At 40.9% G+C, this 18,059-nt stretch carries 16 protein-coding genes; 6 read left to right on the top strand and 10 right to left on the bottom strand.

Annotation, left to right across the window (positions count from 1 at the left end; all coding sequences use genetic code 11):
• The first annotated feature begins 15 nt into the window (after nt 1-15).
• Both QJ048_RS20140 and QJ048_RS20135 read left to right on the top strand, forming a co-directional pair.
• The gene (locus QJ048_RS20140; RefSeq protein ID WP_282336226.1) at nt 16-825 is read left to right on the top strand and encodes a type 1 glutamine amidotransferase; all 810 of its coding nucleotides are present in this window, start codon (nt 16-18) and stop codon (nt 823-825) included.
• A gap of 96 nt (nt 826-921) precedes the next feature.
• Nucleotides 922-2,121, top strand: coding sequence for a hypothetical protein (locus tag QJ048_RS20135; protein ID WP_282336225.1), 1,200 nt, complete (start codon nt 922-924; stop codon nt 2,119-2,121).
• A gap of 206 nt (nt 2,122-2,327) precedes the next feature.
• Here QJ048_RS20135 and QJ048_RS20130 read toward each other — a convergent pair whose 3' ends face one another.
• Nucleotides 2,328-2,915, bottom strand: a complete 588-nt coding sequence (locus tag QJ048_RS20130) for a hypothetical protein (protein ID WP_282336224.1) — start codon at nt 2,913-2,915, stop codon at nt 2,328-2,330.
• A 426-nt stretch (nt 2,916-3,341) separates the two neighbouring features.
• Between QJ048_RS20130 and QJ048_RS20125 the strand changes: the two genes are divergently transcribed.
• The gene (locus QJ048_RS20125) at nt 3,342-3,836 is read left to right on the top strand and encodes a GNAT family N-acetyltransferase (protein WP_282336223.1); all 495 of its coding nucleotides are present in this window, start codon (nt 3,342-3,344) and stop codon (nt 3,834-3,836) included.
• 99 nt (nt 3,837-3,935) lie between these two features.
• Here QJ048_RS20125 and QJ048_RS20120 read toward each other — a convergent pair whose 3' ends face one another.
• The 4 genes from QJ048_RS20120 to QJ048_RS20105 all read right to left on the bottom strand — a co-directional run bounded on the left by QJ048_RS20120 (nt 3,936) and on the right by QJ048_RS20105 (nt 6,064).
• Entirely contained in the window at nt 3,936-4,550 is a 615-nt protein-coding gene (locus QJ048_RS20120; RefSeq protein WP_282336222.1) for a SprT-like domain-containing protein, read from the bottom strand.
• Complete coding sequence (locus QJ048_RS20115) at nt 4,543-4,692, bottom strand: hypothetical protein (RefSeq protein ID WP_282336221.1); 150 nt, start codon at nt 4,690-4,692, stop codon at nt 4,543-4,545. The genes QJ048_RS20120 and QJ048_RS20115 overlap by 8 nt, the downstream gene beginning before the upstream one ends.
• Before the next feature lie 509 nt (nt 4,693-5,201).
• Nucleotides 5,202-5,657, bottom strand: a complete 456-nt coding sequence (locus QJ048_RS20110) for a bactofilin family protein (RefSeq protein WP_282336220.1) — start codon at nt 5,655-5,657, stop codon at nt 5,202-5,204.
• An 11-nt stretch (nt 5,658-5,668) separates the two neighbouring features.
• Entirely contained in the window at nt 5,669-6,064 is a 396-nt protein-coding gene (locus tag QJ048_RS20105) for a hypothetical protein (protein WP_282336219.1), read from the bottom strand.
• A gap of 493 nt (nt 6,065-6,557) precedes the next feature.
• Here QJ048_RS20105 and porW point away from each other — a divergent pair, with 493 nt between their 5' ends.
• On the top strand, nt 6,558-9,854 hold the full coding sequence (gene porW / locus QJ048_RS20100; protein WP_282336218.1) for a type IX secretion system periplasmic lipoprotein PorW/SprE: 3,297 nt from the start codon (nt 6,558-6,560) through the stop codon (nt 9,852-9,854).
• Nucleotides 9,855-10,124: 270 nt separating this feature from the next.
• Nucleotides 10,125-10,757, top strand: a complete 633-nt coding sequence (locus QJ048_RS20095) for a porin family protein (protein ID WP_282336217.1) — start codon at nt 10,125-10,127, stop codon at nt 10,755-10,757.
• A gap of 127 nt (nt 10,758-10,884) precedes the next feature.
• Here QJ048_RS20095 and QJ048_RS20090 read toward each other — a convergent pair whose 3' ends face one another.
• From QJ048_RS20090 to QJ048_RS20075, 4 genes are all read right to left on the bottom strand, one after another.
• Complete coding sequence (locus QJ048_RS20090) at nt 10,885-11,253, bottom strand: cupredoxin domain-containing protein (RefSeq protein WP_282336216.1); 369 nt, start codon at nt 11,251-11,253, stop codon at nt 10,885-10,887.
• 155 nt (nt 11,254-11,408) lie between these two features.
• Complete coding sequence (gene bioB / locus QJ048_RS20085) at nt 11,409-12,383, bottom strand: biotin synthase BioB (protein WP_282336215.1); 975 nt, start codon at nt 12,381-12,383, stop codon at nt 11,409-11,411.
• A 67-nt stretch (nt 12,384-12,450) separates the two neighbouring features.
• The gene (locus QJ048_RS20080) at nt 12,451-13,560 is read right to left on the bottom strand and encodes a M42 family metallopeptidase (RefSeq protein WP_282336214.1); all 1,110 of its coding nucleotides are present in this window, start codon (nt 13,558-13,560) and stop codon (nt 12,451-12,453) included.
• Between the two features lie 106 nt (nt 13,561-13,666).
• A complete protein-coding gene (locus QJ048_RS20075; protein ID WP_282336213.1) occupies nt 13,667-14,134 on the bottom strand; it encodes a hypothetical protein in 468 nt (155 codons plus the stop codon).
• A 31-nt stretch (nt 14,135-14,165) separates the two neighbouring features.
• Here QJ048_RS20075 and QJ048_RS20070 point away from each other — a divergent pair, with 31 nt between their 5' ends.
• Nucleotides 14,166-15,176, top strand: coding sequence for a LuxE/PaaK family acyltransferase (locus QJ048_RS20070; RefSeq protein ID WP_282336212.1), 1,011 nt, complete (start codon nt 14,166-14,168; stop codon nt 15,174-15,176).
• Between the two features lie 103 nt (nt 15,177-15,279).
• On the opposite strand, the gene QJ048_RS20065 is transcribed toward QJ048_RS20070, so the two are convergent.
• Nucleotides 15,280-17,700 carry a penicillin-binding protein 1A gene (locus tag QJ048_RS20065; RefSeq protein ID WP_282336211.1) on the bottom strand — a complete coding sequence of 807 codons (2,421 nt, stop codon included), beginning with the start codon at nt 17,698-17,700 and terminating at the stop codon, nt 15,280-15,282.
• Between the last annotated feature and the right edge of the window lie 359 nt (nt 17,701-18,059).

Below are 18,059 nucleotides of genomic sequence, written 5' to 3'. Positions count from 1 at the left end.
CTCAAACCTCAAAACATGATTAAAATTGCAATTCTGGATCTTTACGAGGGACACGCAAACGAAGGTATGCGATGCTTAAAGCAGATTATTGATCAGTTTAAAACAGACAATAACTTGCCGATCGTACACGATGAGTTTGAAGTGCGCTTGAGCAATAGTGTTCCCGATCTTTCTTATGATATTTATATAAGCAGTGGTGGCCCCGGCTCCCCGTTGGAAAGTGAAGACGTGGATTGGGAAGTAAATTATTTCCGTTTTATAGAAAGGTTGCGACGCTGGAATACTGAACCGGGTACGCGAAAGAAGCATATGCTTTTCATTTGTCATTCGTTTCAATTAGCCTGCAGACATTTTAGAATAGCACAGGTTGCGAAAAGAAAATCAACGGCGTTTGGCGTGTTCCCTGTTCATCTTTTACCTGAAGGTAAAAGCGAAAGATTGTTTGAAGGTTTGCCCGATCCGTTTTATGTAGTTGATAGTCGCGACTACCAAGTGATACAACCTGATATGGAACAAATAGAAAAACACGGAGCGAAAATATTGTGTATCGAAAAAGAACGCCCGCATGTGCCATTGGAAAGAGCCATCATGAGTGTGCGTTTTAATGAGTATATGGTAGGTGTGCAGTTTCATCCTGAGGCCGATGCACAGGGGATGCTCGTTCATTTAGAAAACCCCGTTAAGAAACAAAACATCATCGAAAAATATAGCTTTGAAAAATGGCAGTCAATCGTGGAAGCATTAAGCAATCCGGAAAAGATATTGTGGACGTATGAGACGATGCTGCCAAATTTTTTGAAAAACGCGATTGAGAAAGAACGCTGATTTTCATGATTGTCATGATTTTTATGATTTGAAATTTGTAGGGGCGATTTGTATTCGCCCTAATCAACATTCAACAAAGACAGAAAATAATAACCAATGATCCCGCAAGTTCGTCGAGAATACAACAAACAGTTCACTGAGCAAGCCTACAGCGATTTTCTGAATGAGCTGGATGAATCATATCCTGGTGCCATCGATTTTCGTTTGGCGGAAACACCGGTATTTGTTGATAAGGCATTTAAAAATAAAGTGCTGCAAGCTTGCGAAAGCATCATTGATTTTATTGTAGATTCTGCATTCATGGAACTTACAAAAAAATCAATTCCTGAAGGCGAACGTTTTGCCAACGAAACATCTCCTTGTCAAATGCTGGTGTTTGATTTTGGTATTTGCGAAAATAAAAATGGTGAAATAGAGCCGATGCTAATCGAAATGCAGGGATTTCCTTCGATGTATGCTTTTCATGCATGGTTTCCGGAGATCATGCGCAAGCATTTGTATGTGCCTGAAAATTTCACACAATACTTAAATGGTTATACAAAAGAAAGTTTTGTCAACGAATTTAAGAAGATCCTTGTAGATAATATATCGGTTGAGAATGTAGTATTGCTTGAGATAAAGCCGCACGAGCAAAAAACGAGAATAGATTTTTATTGCACTGAAGCTTACACTGGAATCAAGCCCATTTGTATTTCTGAATTGATACAGGACGGTCGCCAATTGTTCTACATGCGCGACGGCAAAAAGACTTTGATCAAAAGAATTTACAATCGTATCATCACTGATGAACTTAGAGCCCGACGTCACGAATTCGACAACATGGTCGACATTACGCAAGACTTCGATGTTGAATGGATCCCGCATCCCAATTGGTTTTACCGCGTCAGTAAATACACGCTCCCTTTTTTGAGACACGAATATGTGCCGCAAACTTTTTTCCTTAATGAAATAAAACAATTGCCTGCTGATCTGGAAAATTATGTATTAAAACCTTTATTCTCTTTCGCCGGTCAAGGTGTGGTTATTGATGTAACAGCAGAAGAGATCGAAAAAATAAACGATACCGAAAACTGGATATTGCAACGCAAAGTACAATACGCAAACATCATTAAAACTCCCGAAGAAAACGATCCAGCAAAAGCAGAGATCCGCATCATGTATTTGTGGAACAAAGATTGGTCACGGCCAAGGGCAGTCCTCAATCTCGCTCGCCTTAGCAAAGGAAAAATGATCGGCACGCGATACAACAAGAATAAGACTTGGGTAGGAGGGAGTGTGTGCTTTTTTGAAGAGTGAAAAATTAGGAATTAGGAATTAAGAATTAAGAATTAAGAATGCATTCTGTGTAGCATTAGATTTCAAATGCAAGATGATTGAGCTTTAAAAAAAGATCCGTGTAAATCAGTCTAATCAGTGTCATCTGTGTGCTCTCTAAATAAAAAAAGTGCAGAGTAGAAACTCTGCACCACATCCTAGAAAAACGAAATTAACATCCTTTATATTTAGTCGTTTTTTCCCATCCAGTCGGGACGTACTTTGCTGTCGTCTTCTTTTGTAACCACATTAATGTTGATCAACCAGCCGTTCATTTCATAAAGAAGTTCGAGCTCTACTTTTAAATTTTTGTAACGGTCATCACCTGTTTGAAGATGCAAAGCACTTGTTACAAATTGCAACTCTTCTTTTGGTGATTCATAATTCCCTTTTAAGAATAGAATAGAACCATCAATTAATCTGATTTTTACGTTGTTGAGATTTCGATAAAAAGTGCTGTAGGCTTTGGCTGCTTTATCGTACTCGTCATAATGCCCCATAACGGCTTGCCAGCTTGCGGTGGTGTCCAGAGCTGAGTGATATCGCGTGATCATGCAACTTTCAGAACCTTCCAGTTCTATATTGGAGGCGTAGTTGTCAATTTCTCCTTGTGAGAGAACCAGATCTCCGGCGATGTTTTTGTAGTTAAATGTAAAGTCTTTCAAAACCGCGGTCATTGTTTCAGAAAAGTTACCTTTTCTTGGGGTGGGTGATGACTGCGAATAGCCAATGGTCGACACCATCAGGCAGATCATCAAGGCAGTAATTGGCTTCATTGAAGTAGGATTTATGAAGGCAAGTTTAGAGAATAACTTTTTAGCAACAAACAGGTATGAGGTTGGTTGATAAAAAAATAAATCAGCACGATGTTATTCTCGTTTATTCAACAACGTTATTTCGGAGTTCATAGATGTTAACAAAAGGTCGGCCCGGATTTTAAATGCTGATTCCTATTGATTTTGACGAGTGATGCAGAGGAGGCAGATAAGCATAAATCAATTTTTCTATTGTTGGTAAACGAAATTTCGTTCAGTCATAGTTGTGTAGAAATACTATATCCGATGTTAGAAACTGCACACCCCACTATCTTTGATTATCATGTAGTTATGTAAATCACGTTTTTTTGAAAAAAACGAATTTTAGCGCACATCGTAAAACAACGTTGGGATGAACCGCGTTCTCCCGGTTGTTAACTTTACCGCATGAACGAAAATATAGAGATAAGGAGGATAAGACCAGAAGATAATAAAGCCCTGGCTGTAATTGTGAGAAACGCATTGGCGGAATTTGGAGCCAACAAACCGGGGACTGTGTTCTTCGATCCTACAACAGATAATTTGTTTGAACTCTTTCAACAACCGGGCGGTGTTTATTTTGTAGCACTCATAAATAATGAAGTGGTTGGCGGCGCAGGCATTTTTCCAACGGAAGGTTTACCCTCTGATACTTGCGAGCTTGTAAAAATGTATTTGTCATCAGCTGTGCGTGGGAGAGGGCTTGGAAAATTTCTTATAGACAAATGTATGGCACATGCAATAGAAGAAGGCTATTCGAGAATGTACCTCGAAACCTTGCCAGAGCTGCGAAAGGCTGTATTAGTGTATGAAAAATTCGGCTTTCAATATCTTGATGCACCACTTGGAAATTCGGGGCATTTTGGATGTGATGTGTGGATGATTAAACAATTGAAAATTTGAAAATGTGCTAATTTGAAAATTGTGGTCCCCGCCCGGTAACTACCATTCCGCACACAAAGCATTTTCACATTTTCAAATTCCCACATTTTCAAATTGTTTTTAAGCGTACACTTCGTACACAGGACTAAACAAATACACTTTGCCGGTTTTTATTTCGATGCATTGAAAGCGTTTGCGGAGTTGTTTACCCTTCTTGAACTCGCGGCCTCCTTCGATGGTGAAGTTTTCGCCCTCCTGCACTTGTTCTACAAGCTTCATTCCCTCTTTCACGGGATCGTATTTTTTTAAAACACGCATCAGGTTTTCATCCGCGCAACTGCTGGCGGGAAGATTATTCAGGGATTTTAATAGTGTCTTTTCTACATCTGCAGGGAAAATTTCTTTATGCAAAAACTGTGACAGTAGTTCTTTATATAAGGCCTTCCATTCTTTTCCGTGCGATTGTACTTTATTGCCGAATTGCAGAAAGGTCACAAGGTGTGCGAGCTCGTGGATAAGTGTAATAAGAAATGCGTATTGATTAAGGTTCCCATTTACGCTAATGCGGTGATTTTTTCCCGGCACAGCATGGCGATAGTCTCCCAGTACAGATTTCCGCTCACGTGTGATCGTAAGGTGCACCTTGAACTGATGAATATAATGAAGCACAGGCTCTAACGAACCTTGAGGAATAAATACTTGTAAACTATGTAAGGGTTGTTCTGATTTAGGCATTTTTTTTCTGCTGCTTGCTTAAATGTAATACACTGCGCATTTCAAAAAAGGTATAAATTAAATACATTCCCATGCAAGCAAAAAGCGCAGGCTTATTTACATTTTGCCTCGCTGCAAAAACATATCCAAAGGCTGCAATCATGCAAACCATAAGTTTTAGGAACATTCCACTGTAAACATTTCTCAGGAAGCCCTGGGTGGAAGTGTGCGCCAGTCCGCGCTGGTATAATACGAAGGAACCGGCTGAAACCAGGAAAAGGAGAAGATTGCCACAGGCAAGAACCACAACATTAAAACCGTTTGTCTGCAACAGCGCCTTGCAGGCAAAAATTAAAATAGTAATAATAACGAATACGAAAATTATTGGCTGAATTGCTTTTAATATGCTTTTATTTTCCATTGCTGCCGCAGCTTTGATTTTTTACTACATTCAAGTGTACGGCAAAGTTAATCCCCAAACTGATACTGGCCTAGGGATCATTCGGTCTATTTCCAGACCAGGTAATTAATAATTAAGGCCTCCGCGATTATCTCTTTCATTCGATTGAGCCATCGAAGGGACCCTGCCTTTAACTGCAAAAAAAGAGGTTGCATTTTTTAAAGACTGCAACCCTATTAATTATTCTTTATTAATTATTAATTGGATTCGTATTATTTCGCCATCGCCAATCTTTCTTTTTTACCGGAAGACAAAACTGCATCAGCTTCTTCTTCAACTTCAGTCATTTGAACAACTCCTGGCGGGATCATGTGGCAGTTACCGTTGAATGAAGCGTTTGGCTCAACCTGCAGTTTGCCGGCAGCAATGTTTCCGTTCACAACGCTGTTGTCCTTTAATTGTAATAGTTCTTTTACGGTCACATTGCCCGTAATTTTACCTACAACATCCGCCTGTTGAGCGATAATGTCGCCTTCTACTTTGCCATTTGGCCCGATAATAACTTTAGCTGTACTGTTGATGTTCCCGATGATGGTACCATCGATGCGCATGTTGGAGCTGCTGCTAAGATCGCCTTTAATAGTAGTTCCTGCACCTACAAGGCTTGTACTGTTAGGTGACGTAACTTCTGCGGGAGAGAAGTCGTCATTCTTCTTGTTTTTAAACATAGTATCAGATTTTATTCAGTGGATTTTTCAGGTTCGGGCACGTTTAGCAAACTGGTGTCCAGTTTTACTGTAGCATCCCCACCTAAAACCTTTTTTACGCTTTCCAGATATTGGTCTTTATATTTTGTGGCCTTTTCAAGAGAATCCGTCCTCATTTTCAGCTCCCTCAATTCTCTTGTGCCAGATCCTGATCCATAACCGGGTATGTACAATTTTAGTGGTGTAAACACTATCAAACCCACTGTGAGCCCTGTCAGCAAAACAAAAACGGTACTTAGAAACACATAGACACTTAACCGCGACAGTTTGAACGTAACTACTTCTTCATAAGAGTCATCGTTCATAATTACCAGTCTATAACGGTTTCTCAGCCTTTTTAGTGTAGAAGTGCCTTCTATTTTCGACATAGTTATAATTCAATGCTCTAAGGTAATGTTTAGTTCATTTTATCCACCTAACCACCTCAAAAATTATTATCGTGCATGGTGAATTGTCAATCGCGAATATTTTTCCCAATTTCTCAGCCTGGTTTCAAATTTTCGACCCGCATTCAGGATTCACCATTCACGCCTTCTCCCAGCAATAACGATGATAAAGATGAAAAAATGCGGGTAAGAGTAATCGAAATCCGTCATTCCGCTTTTTAAAAAAGACATTTTTTATCGGTTTTTGAAGGTTATTATAAAAAACACGGTAAAAATAGTTGGCCTAAGCAATCTTAATTGTGAACTTGCAGCAGCTCGTAAAGAAATGTATAATTGCAAATAATAATATTAAGCCGGCGAGCAGGATTTTTCGTTCAATCTTTTGAGCCTTTCAGGCGAAATTTTGGCTTAATTTTTTGAAGTAAATTTGAAATAATTTTTCCTTTTATAAGTTATTAAATCTTTATCCAAGAAGATGTTTGTATTGTTGAAAAGATTTCTGTTCGTAACTACCTTTTTGTTGGCTTTAGCGAATGCTTTTGCCCAACCCCATCTTGACCCTGATATCAAAAAACCAAAGAAATACGAGAATCGTACATTGGGCGCTGAAAAAACGGAAACAACGAAGTTTAAACTACCCCGGAAATTTATTCAGAACACGGTTACCCACTACAATTACTATTTTAATGCAGCCACCAAACTCGATCAGGTGCTTTCCCGCGCAAAGGAAATGCACAAGGATGACTATGGCAAATTGCTGCCTTTTTATAATTACAGACTCGATAGAACTGCAACTTATAAACAGGAGCTGGACAGCGTAATTTATAAATCTACAGCGGGCATACTCTTACATGATCTGCGCAATAGCTATATCGACAATTTGTACATGCTGATCGGTCAGGCTTATTATTTCCGCAATCAGCTCGATTCGGCCCACATTACATTTCAGTTTGTGAACTTTTCATTTGCCCCAAAAGAAGAGGGCGGATACGATAAATATATTGGAAGCAACTCAAATGCTGAAGAAGGGGGAAATGCCTTTTCCATTGCTACTAAAGAAAATACGCATTTTGCCCATCGCCTCTGGGCAAGGCCTCCAAGCCGTAATGATGCGTTGATATGGCAGGTACGAACTTACATCGCAAGTAATGAATATGTGGAAGCAAGTAGTTTGATATTGACGCTTAAAAATGATTCTCTGTTCCCTAAAAGATTGGCAACGGATCTTAATGAGATGCAGGCGTGGAACTTTTATCGCCAGGAAGTTTACGACAGCTGTGCTTTTTATTTGGCGAAATCTCTGGACAACGCTGATAATAACGAGGAAAGAGCAAGATGGGAATATTTGCTGGGTCAGTTGTACACGATGACGAACGACAAGACGCTGGCATCGCAATATTTTGCAGAGTCAATCAAACATACGATCAATCCGATTGAGGAAGTTTATGCAAGATTAAACAACGCAAAGCTTGCAAATGGCGACTCTCTGCATAATCCCCTCGCACAGGCCATGCAGGAGCTTTTGAAAATGGCAAAGCGTGAAAAATACCTGGTATATCGCGACGTTGTGTACTATACTGCATCGGAAGTGGCGCAAATGCAAAATGATCCCGACAATGCCAAACAACTACTTTTAAAAAGTGTCCATTCAAGCATTGACAATCCTGTACAGAAAGCAAAGTCATTTCTTGCCCTGGGTGATATTTCATTCAAGCAAAAGCAATATGGAGAAGCAAGCCGCTACTACGACAGCGTAAATGTTTCGACTATTGATCCTGCGCTTGGCATTGAAGCACAGTTGAAAGACAGGAGAGATGCATTGCACATTGTTGTTAAAGAAATGGACATCATTCATCGCCAGGATAGTTTGCAATACATAGCAGCCTTGCCGCAAAAGGAAAGGGATGAAGTGATCAAAAAAGTGCAGAGAACGCTTAGAAGACAGCAGGGACTTAAAGATGAAGAGTATACCTCCGGAAGTGTGAATACGCCGGGTGCCAACAATAACGGTGGCGTAACCGATCTTTTCAATACAACTAACAAAGGAGACTGGTACTTTTATAATGCCACTCAAAAAACAAGGGGTGCCACTGAGTTTAAATCTGTGTGGGGAACACGACCCAATGTGGACAACTGGCGACGATCGGCTGCAATAGCAAGCGCATTGGCGAATATGAACAATGGTGGTCAGGGAGATGATGTTGCTAAAAAGAATGCTGCCGCAAACGCATATAGCTTTGAAAGCCTTTTGGATAAATTACCAACTACTCCAGAGAAATTAAAGATATCCAATGATTCGATTGAGCATGCAACATTTGCATTGGGCGTTGGCTTGCAGGATTACCTTGAAGATTATGCTTCTGCCATTGAAAAGTATGAATCGTTGCTGCAGCATTTTCCACAAACGGTACACGAACAAGATGCACTTTTCAATCTATATTATTGCTATGAGAGGTTGGGCATAACCGACAAATCAATGGCGGTTAAGAGACAACTGGACAGCAAGTATCCGAACGGAAAACAGGCAACGAGATTAAAGAATGGTGGAATATCTGCTGACAGTTTATTGAAGAAGGATGCGACTGCTTTGTACGATGAGATTTACAACAAATTCATTGAAGGAAATTTCCAGGAAGCGGCCGCAGAAAAGAAAGTTGCAGACAGCAAATATGGCAACAAATACTGGACGCCGCAGTTGCTTTACATCGAAGGCGTACACTATGTTCACGAACGTGATGACAGCACTGCAAGAGTTGTGTTGAACAGCATTTTGCAATTGTATCCAAACAGTACGATGCGTGAGAAAACGCAAAATCTTTTAAGTGTATTAAGCAGAAGAAGACAAATTGAAGAATACCTGACCAACCTGCAAATAGAAAGGCCAAAAGAAGACACAACAGCGACGATTGCTGATGCAGAACCGAAAAAGCAGGAACCTCTGCCGCAGGATTTCGAATTGAAAGAAGCCAAGGGAAAACCGAACGATGTTCATTTACTAAATGATAAAGGAAGATTTGATAAGACCAATATCAACCCAAATCAGCAGGCACTGGCAACTATCGACCCTGGATTATTGTATCTGTATGAGAAAGATCTTTCAGGCAAACTGATCGGTGGCAGGGCGGATTCTACAGGGCGTTTAAATGCTAACAAGCCAGGTATTGTTGCGCCGGGCATGGTAACGGGCTCCCGCACGATAGATTCTACTTTGCTGTATCAATATGAAAACCAACAAAAGGAATTAGCAAAACAGAACGTTAATAAAGAGCCGGTTGACCAATCAGCTGTTGCAAAAGGCGCTCCGGTGATAGCGGCACCAGGATTACAATCAGGACAGAAGATCGATTCTTCCAAACTGAATGTAATTCCACTGAACGAAGTAAAATCTGCGTATTCGATAGACCCACGCAAGCCGCAATATGTAGCGTTTGTAATGGAAAAAGTTGATCCTGTATATGTAACAGAAGCAAGAAATGCGTTCAGCCGTTACAACAGAGATTACTACAGCGGTAAGACTATTGAGTTGAGTAATGTTATCATTGACGATAATAATAAGTTACTATTGTTTAAAGGATTTGCGAGCATAAACGAGGCACTTGATTACTTGCAAAAAGCCAAGAAAGCGGCACCGTCTGAAATTATTCCATGGCTTAGTGTGAGCAAATATTCATTCATACTTCTTTCCGATGACAATCTTGAGCTGTTGAAGAGCAAGAAGAATATTCAAGAGTATAAGACGTTCCTGCAACAGTCGTTGCCATCGCAGTTTTAAGAAGTTGAGAGTCGAAAGTTGAAAATTGAAATAATGGCGGATAGCTTCTAAAGCCTATTTTCAGTTTTCAACTTTCAAATAACGCTCAGTTTTTTACCTTTCCATATTCACCATCTACCGCCTCAAAAAATTTTGTCGTTATTTTTTCGTTATTGGTCGACGCCATTTTTTCTATTTCTTATGTAAGAAATAGTTTTGAGGCGTTTTACGATAAAATTCGTTTTTTAATTGATTATTGATTTTATAGATCGTTACCTAAAACCTGTACGCATGAAAGTTAAACTCACAATCGTAGCGCTATTATCTGTTATTTTGGCCAACGCACAAACTAGCACACAGACTGTTGCAACTGAGCAGCCTGTACCACAGTCTTCGTTCCAATGGGGAATAAAGGGAGGACTTAATTTCACCAGCATAAGAGGAGAGGGAATGAACACAAAATTTGGAACGGGTGTAGAAGGCGGTTTGTTTGGTTCCTGGAATTTTAGCAAGAATTTTAACCTGCAACCTGAATTATTGGTGAGCCAGTCAAACACTACAAGATCAGATGATTTTATGGTGTATTATGTAAACTCTGGTAAAGCTGGAGGAGACAAAGCGATTAAACTTACAACCTTAAACGTGCCGGTGCTTTTGAAATATAATGTCACTAAAATGTTCTCGGTGTTAGCAGGTCCTCAATACAACTATATGTTGTTCGATAATGAAGATCTGTTGAGGGATGATAAAGATGCATTTACAAAAGGTGAGTTCAGTGGAAATGTGGGAGCGCAGTTTAATGTATCAAGCGTAAGTATTTATGGCCGTTACAACTTTGGTTTATCAGACATCAACAATGTTGACGACCGTTACTCATGGCATTCTTCACACATCCTTATCGGTGTTGGGGTTAGATTAAAATAGGTTTTTTTAATGCTTAAGAAAAGGTAGTGTGTGGCGAAAGCTGCGCACTATTTTTTTGATGATAATTGAATAACTGAATGTTCATATTCTGGTAGACTAATCGAAATTAAACTACTCAGTTATTCAGTTATTGGACAACAACTGAGGCTTTCATGTCTGCATGAAAAGTGCAGTGATAAGAAAACGTACCAGTGGTAGAAAAAGTATGACTGTATTTACTTCCTGTTTTTATTGCACCGCTATCGAAACTTCCATCATTTGCTGTTACAGTATGGTCCACATTATCATTATTGGTCCAGGAAACGGTTGTGCCCGCTTTTACAGTTAAGTTGCCGGGATTATACAACATGTTTTCTATAGAAACTGCATTGCTCTGATTGTTGCCATTATTGTTGTTACTGCTGGAGCCGTAACCGTTATCTTTACTGCAGGATATGACTATCAATACGCTCCACAAAACGACCAGAAATCCTGCTGATATTAATTTGGATTTCATAGGCTTTTTCTTTTATTACTACTAAATACGTACCAGCACAAGAACCGGTTGCTTGAAAATATGCTGCATTTAGCTCATTAACATGGAATGTTATGCCGTTAGGATTTTGGTAGGTATTCATAAAAAAAGCGCCTCAAATGAAGCGCTTTCTATATTTAAACAAGTTCTTTTTCCTCTTTAAAGGCTTCTCTTGGCTTTAATCCAAACAATTGGAACATTGCCATATCCTCGTCAAAGCCAGGGTTTGGAGTAGTAAGCAATTTCTCGCCGGTGAAGATTGAGTTTGCACCAGCCATGAAACAAAGTGCCTGTTCTGATAAAGACATTTCTGTTCTACCTGCACTCAAGCGCACCATGCTGCGGGGCATAATGATTCTTGCAGTTGCAATCATGCGCACCATATCCCAGATCTCAATTTTAGGATTATCCTGCAAAGGCGTTCCTTTTACACGAACAAGAGCGTTAATAGGAACACTACCCGGATGCTCAGGAAGTGTAGACAATGTGTGTAACATACCAATGCGGTCCTCATGTTTTTCACCCAACCCGATGATGCCACCGCTGCAAACGCTGATACCAGCTTTGCGCACGTTATCAAGGGTGTTCAGGCGATCCTCGTAAGTACGTGTTGTAATGATGTCATGATAGTGTTCAGCAGAAGTGTCTACGTTGTGATTGTAGGAATATAAACCTGCATCGTGCAGTTTTTTAGCTTGGTCCTCTGTAAGCATACCCAATGTACAGCAAACTTCCATACCAAGTTCGTTCACGCCCTTAACCATGTCAATAACGCGGTCAAAGTCGCGGTTGTCGCGCACTTCGCGCCATGCTGCACCCATACAAAAACGAGTAGAACCTGCATTTTTAGCTCGTTCTGCATAAGCCAGAACTTCTTCTTTTTTCATCAAAGCTTGTACATCCACACCAGTGTTGTAACGTGCAGCCTGAGGGCAATAGGCACAATCCTCACTGCAACCGCCTGTTTTGATTGACAACAATGTACAAACTTGCACTTCCGCAGTATCCTGATGCTCACGGTGAACAGTAGCCGCTTTGTAAATAAGCTCCATCAAGGGAGTATTGTATATTTCTGAAATTTCCTCTTTGGTCCAGTCGTTTCTAATAGTCATTGTAAATATTTTTTGGGACACGCATGTTTCGATAGAGACAAGGCATCGCCTTGTTTGTACAGATGCGTTATAGATAGTTCAAATTTGTTTTTGGTGTCAATGTCAATACCGTGTCATACATTAGTTTGATCGTATTTTCAATATCGCTTTTGTGCAACATTTCCACAGTCGTGTGCATATAGCGCAAAGGAATTGAGATCAGTACGGATGGGCAACCATCGTTTGCATACGCAAATGAATCGGTGTCGGTGCCGGTGCTTCTGCTTACTGCTCTTAGCTGAACAGGGATAGAAGATTTCTCTGCTACATCCTGCACAACTTGCAGCAATTTGTTATGAACGGCTGGTCCAAAAGCCAATGACGGCCCTTTTCCACAAGCCACATCGCCTTCAATGATCTTGTTAACCATTGGTGTAGTCGTGTCGTGGGTAACATCTGTAATGATGGCGACGTTTGGCTTAATTCTTCTTGCGATCATTTCAGCGCCACGTAAACCAATTTCTTCCTGAACTGCATTTACGATGTAAAGTCCGTATGGCAGTTTCTTTTTGTTCTCTTTTAATAATCTTGCTACCTCTGCGATCATAAAACCGCCAACGCGGTTGTCGAATGCGCGACCGATATAATAGTCGTTAGCCAGTTCCGCGAAGCCTTCCTGGTAAGTAACTACCGCTCCAATATGAATGCCGAGTTCTTCTACTTCTTTTCTGTTCCTGGCGCCGCAGTCAAGGAACAGGTTTTCAACCTTTGGCTGTGGTTCTTTATTTTCATTATTGGAAAGACGTGTGTGAATAGCAGGCCACCCGAAAACGGCGGGAACATTACCCTTTTTACCGTGGATGAATACCCTTTGTGCCGGAGCTACCTGGTGGTCCACGCCGCCATTGCGTTTCAGGTACAAAAGACCTTCAGGAGTGATGTAATTTACAAACCAGCTTATCTCATCTGCATGTGCTTCGATTACCACTTTAAAAGGAGCATCGGGATTGATTACACCCACGGCAGTGCCATAAGGATCTACAAATGTGGTATCTACAAATGGTTTTAAATAATTAAGCCATATTTTTTGGCCGCTTGCTTCAAATCCTACCGGAGAGGCATTGTTGATATATTCTTTTAAAAACGACATTGATTTATCGGTTAAAAAAGAGCTGCTTTTTTCTTTCTTTGCTGCCATGAATGCGTTTTAGCGGTCAAAGATAAGGGGAAAGGAGAATATCAGGAATATTCGGACGCAACTTAAAACCGCAGGCTATACGTGATTTATGTCAGGGAATTTGAAACTACCCTTTAGACAAGATGACCGCCTGGTCAGAAATAATTGTATCGCTAATATTACCACCTCTGTCCTGCAGCCAGAATTGCACTTTGATGGTGTCATTTGGGAAGTGCGCAGTATCATTATTTCTATGAAGAAAGTTATAATCCAGGGTCAGCTGAAGCTTTCCTTTTTGCCAATCCACGTCAAACAATGGAACGGTGTCAGCTAAAACTTCGTATGGTAAGCCATCGCTAGCTCCCAAAGGCCGTTGATTAAGCCTGTCGGGATAATAATAAAGAAGACCGTGGCTTATGTCACCCTGCTTATCTGTGTACTCCATTTCTATTACCAGGTTTTGATTTCTTCCTACCACAGCTGTATTCTGATTGGTAATTTTCAATGTGGGCTTCGTCTTATAATTATCTTTGTTGCAGGCAAACAATAGCGCTACGGATCCTATTATTGCTATAGCTGTTATGTTTAGCTTCATATAACTTTTCTGTAATTAACAAATTTAAAGGATGCAGGCATTATTTCCTAACACAACGGAATTGATTAACCAGATTTTTAACAATCCAAACCTTGCTTTCGAGGATCTGTGCCTGCAGGTTTTCCGGTTCCAATACTATAACAATTCAATTTACAGGAAATTTGCCAACGCCCTGAATATTAACGAGGAAAATGTTGACTCGGTTGCCAAAATTCCCTTTTTGCCAATAAGTTTTTTCAAATCCCACAAGGTTGCTGCTACAAATTTTGAACCAGAGCATTTGTTCGAAAGCAGCGGTACAACCGGTTCTGTAAACAGCAAACATTTGATCAAAAGTTTGGACCTCTACAAGCAGAGTTTTGCAAAAGCATTTGAACTTTTTTATGGCAATCCTGACGATTGGTGCATTATCGGACTGTTGCCTTCTTATCTCGAAAGACAAGCTTCTTCGCTTGTGGTGATGGTGGATGAACTGATCAGGCAAAGCGGCGATCCGCAAAGTGGCTTTTATTTGTATGATCATGAAAAACTACATACTGTTTTGCAAGAACTTGAAGCCAGGGGGAAAAAAACTTTGCTGATAGGCGTCACGTTTGCGCTATTGGATTTCGCGGAAAAATATTCCATGCAATTAAAAAACACTATCGTGATGGAAACCGGTGGAATGAAGGGTAGAAGGGAAGAATGGACGCGTGAAGAAGTGCATGAGTTTTTGATGGAGCGTTTAGGCGTAAACAAAATTCATTCTGAATACGGAATGACCGAGTTATTGTCGCAGGCCTATTCGAGCGGTGACGGCATTTTCAGTACGCCGCCCTGGATGAAGATAGTGTTGCGTGAAGAAGATGATCCCTTAAGTGTACGCCAGCTTTCTGATAAGGCGATCAACGGAGTGATTAATGTGATAGATCTTGCTAATATTTATTCCTGCTCATTTATAGCCACTGAAGATGTCGGAAAACTATTCCCCAATGGAGATTTTAAAGTGCTGGGAAGGCTTGATAACAGTGAGGTGAGAGGGTGTAGTTTGATGGCGCTGTAGAGACGCGTTGAACACGTCTCTTTCGACACGGCATGTTGCAAAAAATGTTTTTAACTTACTGTAAACTAAAAAGAGACGCGTTCAACGCGTCTCTACTGTATTCTTAATAATCATTGTCCTTATTCTTCTTGCCACCAAACAATCTCTTAAAAAATCCTTCTTTCTTTTTCTCTTCCTCTGGTGGTGCTGCAACAGGTTTTTGCTGATTGTTCTTTTTGTTTTGTCCTTTCGCTTCCTGCAGCACTTTTTGTTCATCCGGATCAAGTCTTGAGTCTACCGGCACATGCACATTGCTGGTATCCAAACGCAGGTATTCATTTGCATTGCCATTTCCCTGGTCATCACCTTCAGCACCTGGTGGTGGAGTAGGATCAAAGTTTTGGTAAGACATCATCAAGCCATCACGCACAGATTCCGGTTGAATGAATTTCGCTTGCCTGTCAATAGCCAACGTTTTATCAGCATATACTTTTTGGAAGAAGTATTCCCAGATTGGTTTGCTCGCTGCACCACCATAACCTAAGGCGCCTTCGAGGCGAATAAATCTGTCATCGCAACCAACCCAGGTACCCGCAACCAATTGAGGAACATAACCCATGAACCACGCATCACTGTTGTCATTCGTGGTACCTGTTTTGCCACCCATTTCAGCAGCGCCTAGTCTTGCACGCAAGCCAGCCGCGGTACCTACGTCTACCGTTCCCTGCATCATGCGGCACATAGTGTATGCGCCGTTCTCGCTGATAACTTGTTTAACTGATGTCTGAAAACTTTCAAGCACATTACCATTTTTATCTTCTATACGGGTAATGTAAATTGGTTTGGTACTGAATCCTCTGTTAGGAAACATTGAATAGGCCCACATCATTTCAAACATAGAAAGGTCGCAGGAACCCAGCGCAATGGAAGGATATGGATCAACTTTTGTTTGAATGTTTACGTTTTTCAAAAACTCTACAAAACGCTTCGGCGTTACCTGCTTCATAATATAGGCACTCGCGCAGTTCATAGAATAGGCAAGCGCATTTGCCATGGTAACCGTTCCGCCTTTGCAGATACCTTTTGCCGGAACCATGCCATAGCCAGGGAAATTCTGTGCACTGTTTTCGCAAGGCGTTTCCGGAGTAAAGCCAATTTCTTCAATTGCGTCGCAATACAAAAGCGGCTTAATGGTAGAGCCAACCTGGCGCTTTGTATTAATGTTTACGTGATCGTATTTGTATGTTTTAAAGTCGATACCGCCTACCCATGCTTTCACTTCGCCGGTTACAGGATCCATTACCATGAAAGAGGTTTGCAACATCTGCCGGCAATATCTGATGGAATCCATCGGAGACATCACCGTATCCTTTTGTCGGGTACTGTTCCAGGCAAACACTTTCATCGGTACCTTTTTGTTGAAAGACGCTTTTAATTCTTCGTCAGACATGTCATCATCTTTACCGTTTTTCCAGCGATCGCTGTTTTTCATTGCCGTATTCAGAATGTTTTCATGCTCCTTCCAAACCTTGCCCGTTTTTACTGATGCCTGCATGTTTAATACTTTTTGCAACGCAGGCATTTGTTTGGCCACCGCTTCTTCTGCATACAATTGCATGCGCGGATTGATGGTAGTGTAAATACGCAAACCATCTTCGAAAAGATCGTATGGTTCGCCCGTTGCCGGATTTTTATGTTCCTTGCACCATTTTTTAAGATCATCACGCAGAATGTCGCGGAAGTAAGGAGCAAGGCCGGTTGTTTCATCCATTTTTTTGTAACTGCCCATGTCAATCGGAATAGCCTTCAGCTTCGTAGCTTCTATGCTCGACAGCTTTCCGTTCTTTACCATTTGGTCCATTACGGTGTTACGTCTGTCTCTTGCTTCCTTTGGATTTCTGCGAGGGTTGTACAATGTGTTTCCTTTAAGCATACCCACCAGAATAGCCGCTTCATCTACCGTCAAACGATCGGGTTCTTTTTGGAAGAAGGTTAGCGACGCATTGCGGATGCCGTAAGTGTTATCGCCAAACGGAACTGTGTTGAGATATAAAGTGAGAATTTCTTCTTTGGTAAAATTTCTTTCCAGCTTCACGGCTATGATCCATTCTTTCACTTTTTCGATTACGCGTCGTACAATATTTTTAGAACCTTGCTCAAGCAGGTTCTTTGCCAGCTGTTGGGTAATGGTGCTACCGCCACCTTGCAAACCTCCTGTGAATACGGCACGCATAACTGATTTGCCATCGATGCCGGAGTGAGAATAGAAACGTTCATCTTCTGTTGCAACCAACGCATCGATTACATGCGGAGAAATATCGCGGTATTTTACGCTGCTGCGATTTCCTTTTTCGCGATAGAATTTCCCCATCAAAGTACCATCAGAAGCGTACACTTCAGAGGCTTGCATGATGGTTGGATTTTCCAGCTGCGCCAAAGAAGGCAGCTTGCCAAAAACGCCAAAATTTATGAGAAGGAATATGAGTAAAAGGATGCCTGCGCCCCAGAGTACAAGTTTCCAGAAAATGCGAACGGAGTTTTTCATGTTGATTGCTTAAAGTAGAATGGTATTTATTAGCAAAAATCGACCCGAAAATAGGAATTAGGAACTAGAAATCAGGAATTAGGAACCCCGAATTTGGGAAACCCAGTAGAGATGCGTTGACCGCGTCTCCAGAATAACAGTCTGCATGAATTTTCGAATGGATTCCCCGTCATTGGTATTGCGACGTGGTGTTGGGGGAGACGCATGCAATGCGTCTCTACTGGAAAACAAAAATCCCCCGTAAAAACGGGGGATCTCTTTAACCCTTAAAACAACCAACATGAAAAAATTCTACAATGTTTTTAACAACGTTTAAAAGAAATAGTTCAGATAAAAAGTTGTTTTTGTAAATATTTATT

Source organism: Pinibacter soli (genome assembly GCF_029961145.1).
Classification (GTDB): domain Bacteria; phylum Bacteroidota; class Bacteroidia; order Chitinophagales; family Chitinophagaceae; genus Pinibacter; species Pinibacter soli.
Note: the sequence above shows the minus strand (reverse complement) of the source record. Positions and strands in the feature narration are given on the sequence as shown.

Coding starts and splice junctions, on each gene's coding strand:
- QJ048_RS20140 (WP_282336226.1), top strand. CDS start 16: ATGATTAAAATTGCAATTCTGGATCTTTACGAGGGACACGCAAACGAA.
- QJ048_RS20135 (WP_282336225.1), top strand. CDS start 922: ATGATCCCGCAAGTTCGTCGAGAATACAACAAACAGTTCACTGAGCAA.
- QJ048_RS20130 (WP_282336224.1), bottom strand. CDS start 2,915: ATGAAGCCAATTACTGCCTTGATGATCTGCCTGATGGTGTCGACCATT.
- QJ048_RS20125 (WP_282336223.1), top strand. CDS start 3,342: ATGAACGAAAATATAGAGATAAGGAGGATAAGACCAGAAGATAATAAA.
- QJ048_RS20120 (WP_282336222.1), bottom strand. CDS start 4,550: ATGCCTAAATCAGAACAACCCTTACATAGTTTACAAGTATTTATTCCT.
- QJ048_RS20115 (WP_282336221.1), bottom strand. CDS start 4,692: ATGATTGCAGCCTTTGGATATGTTTTTGCAGCGAGGCAAAATGTAAAT.
- QJ048_RS20110 (WP_282336220.1), bottom strand. CDS start 5,657: ATGTTTAAAAACAAGAAGAATGACGACTTCTCTCCCGCAGAAGTTACG.
- QJ048_RS20105 (WP_282336219.1), bottom strand. CDS start 6,064: ATGTCGAAAATAGAAGGCACTTCTACACTAAAAAGGCTGAGAAACCGT.
- porW (WP_282336218.1), top strand. CDS start 6,558: ATGTTTGTATTGTTGAAAAGATTTCTGTTCGTAACTACCTTTTTGTTG.
- QJ048_RS20095 (WP_282336217.1), top strand. CDS start 10,125: ATGAAAGTTAAACTCACAATCGTAGCGCTATTATCTGTTATTTTGGCC.
- QJ048_RS20090 (WP_282336216.1), bottom strand. CDS start 11,253: ATGAAATCCAAATTAATATCAGCAGGATTTCTGGTCGTTTTGTGGAGC.
- bioB (WP_282336215.1), bottom strand. CDS start 12,383: ATGACTATTAGAAACGACTGGACCAAAGAGGAAATTTCAGAAATATAC.
- QJ048_RS20080 (WP_282336214.1), bottom strand. CDS start 13,560: ATGGCAGCAAAGAAAGAAAAAAGCAGCTCTTTTTTAACCGATAAATCA.
- QJ048_RS20075 (WP_282336213.1), bottom strand. CDS start 14,134: ATGAAGCTAAACATAACAGCTATAGCAATAATAGGATCCGTAGCGCTA.
- QJ048_RS20070 (WP_282336212.1), top strand. CDS start 14,166: ATGCAGGCATTATTTCCTAACACAACGGAATTGATTAACCAGATTTTT.
- QJ048_RS20065 (WP_282336211.1), bottom strand. CDS start 17,700: ATGAAAAACTCCGTTCGCATTTTCTGGAAACTTGTACTCTGGGGCGCA.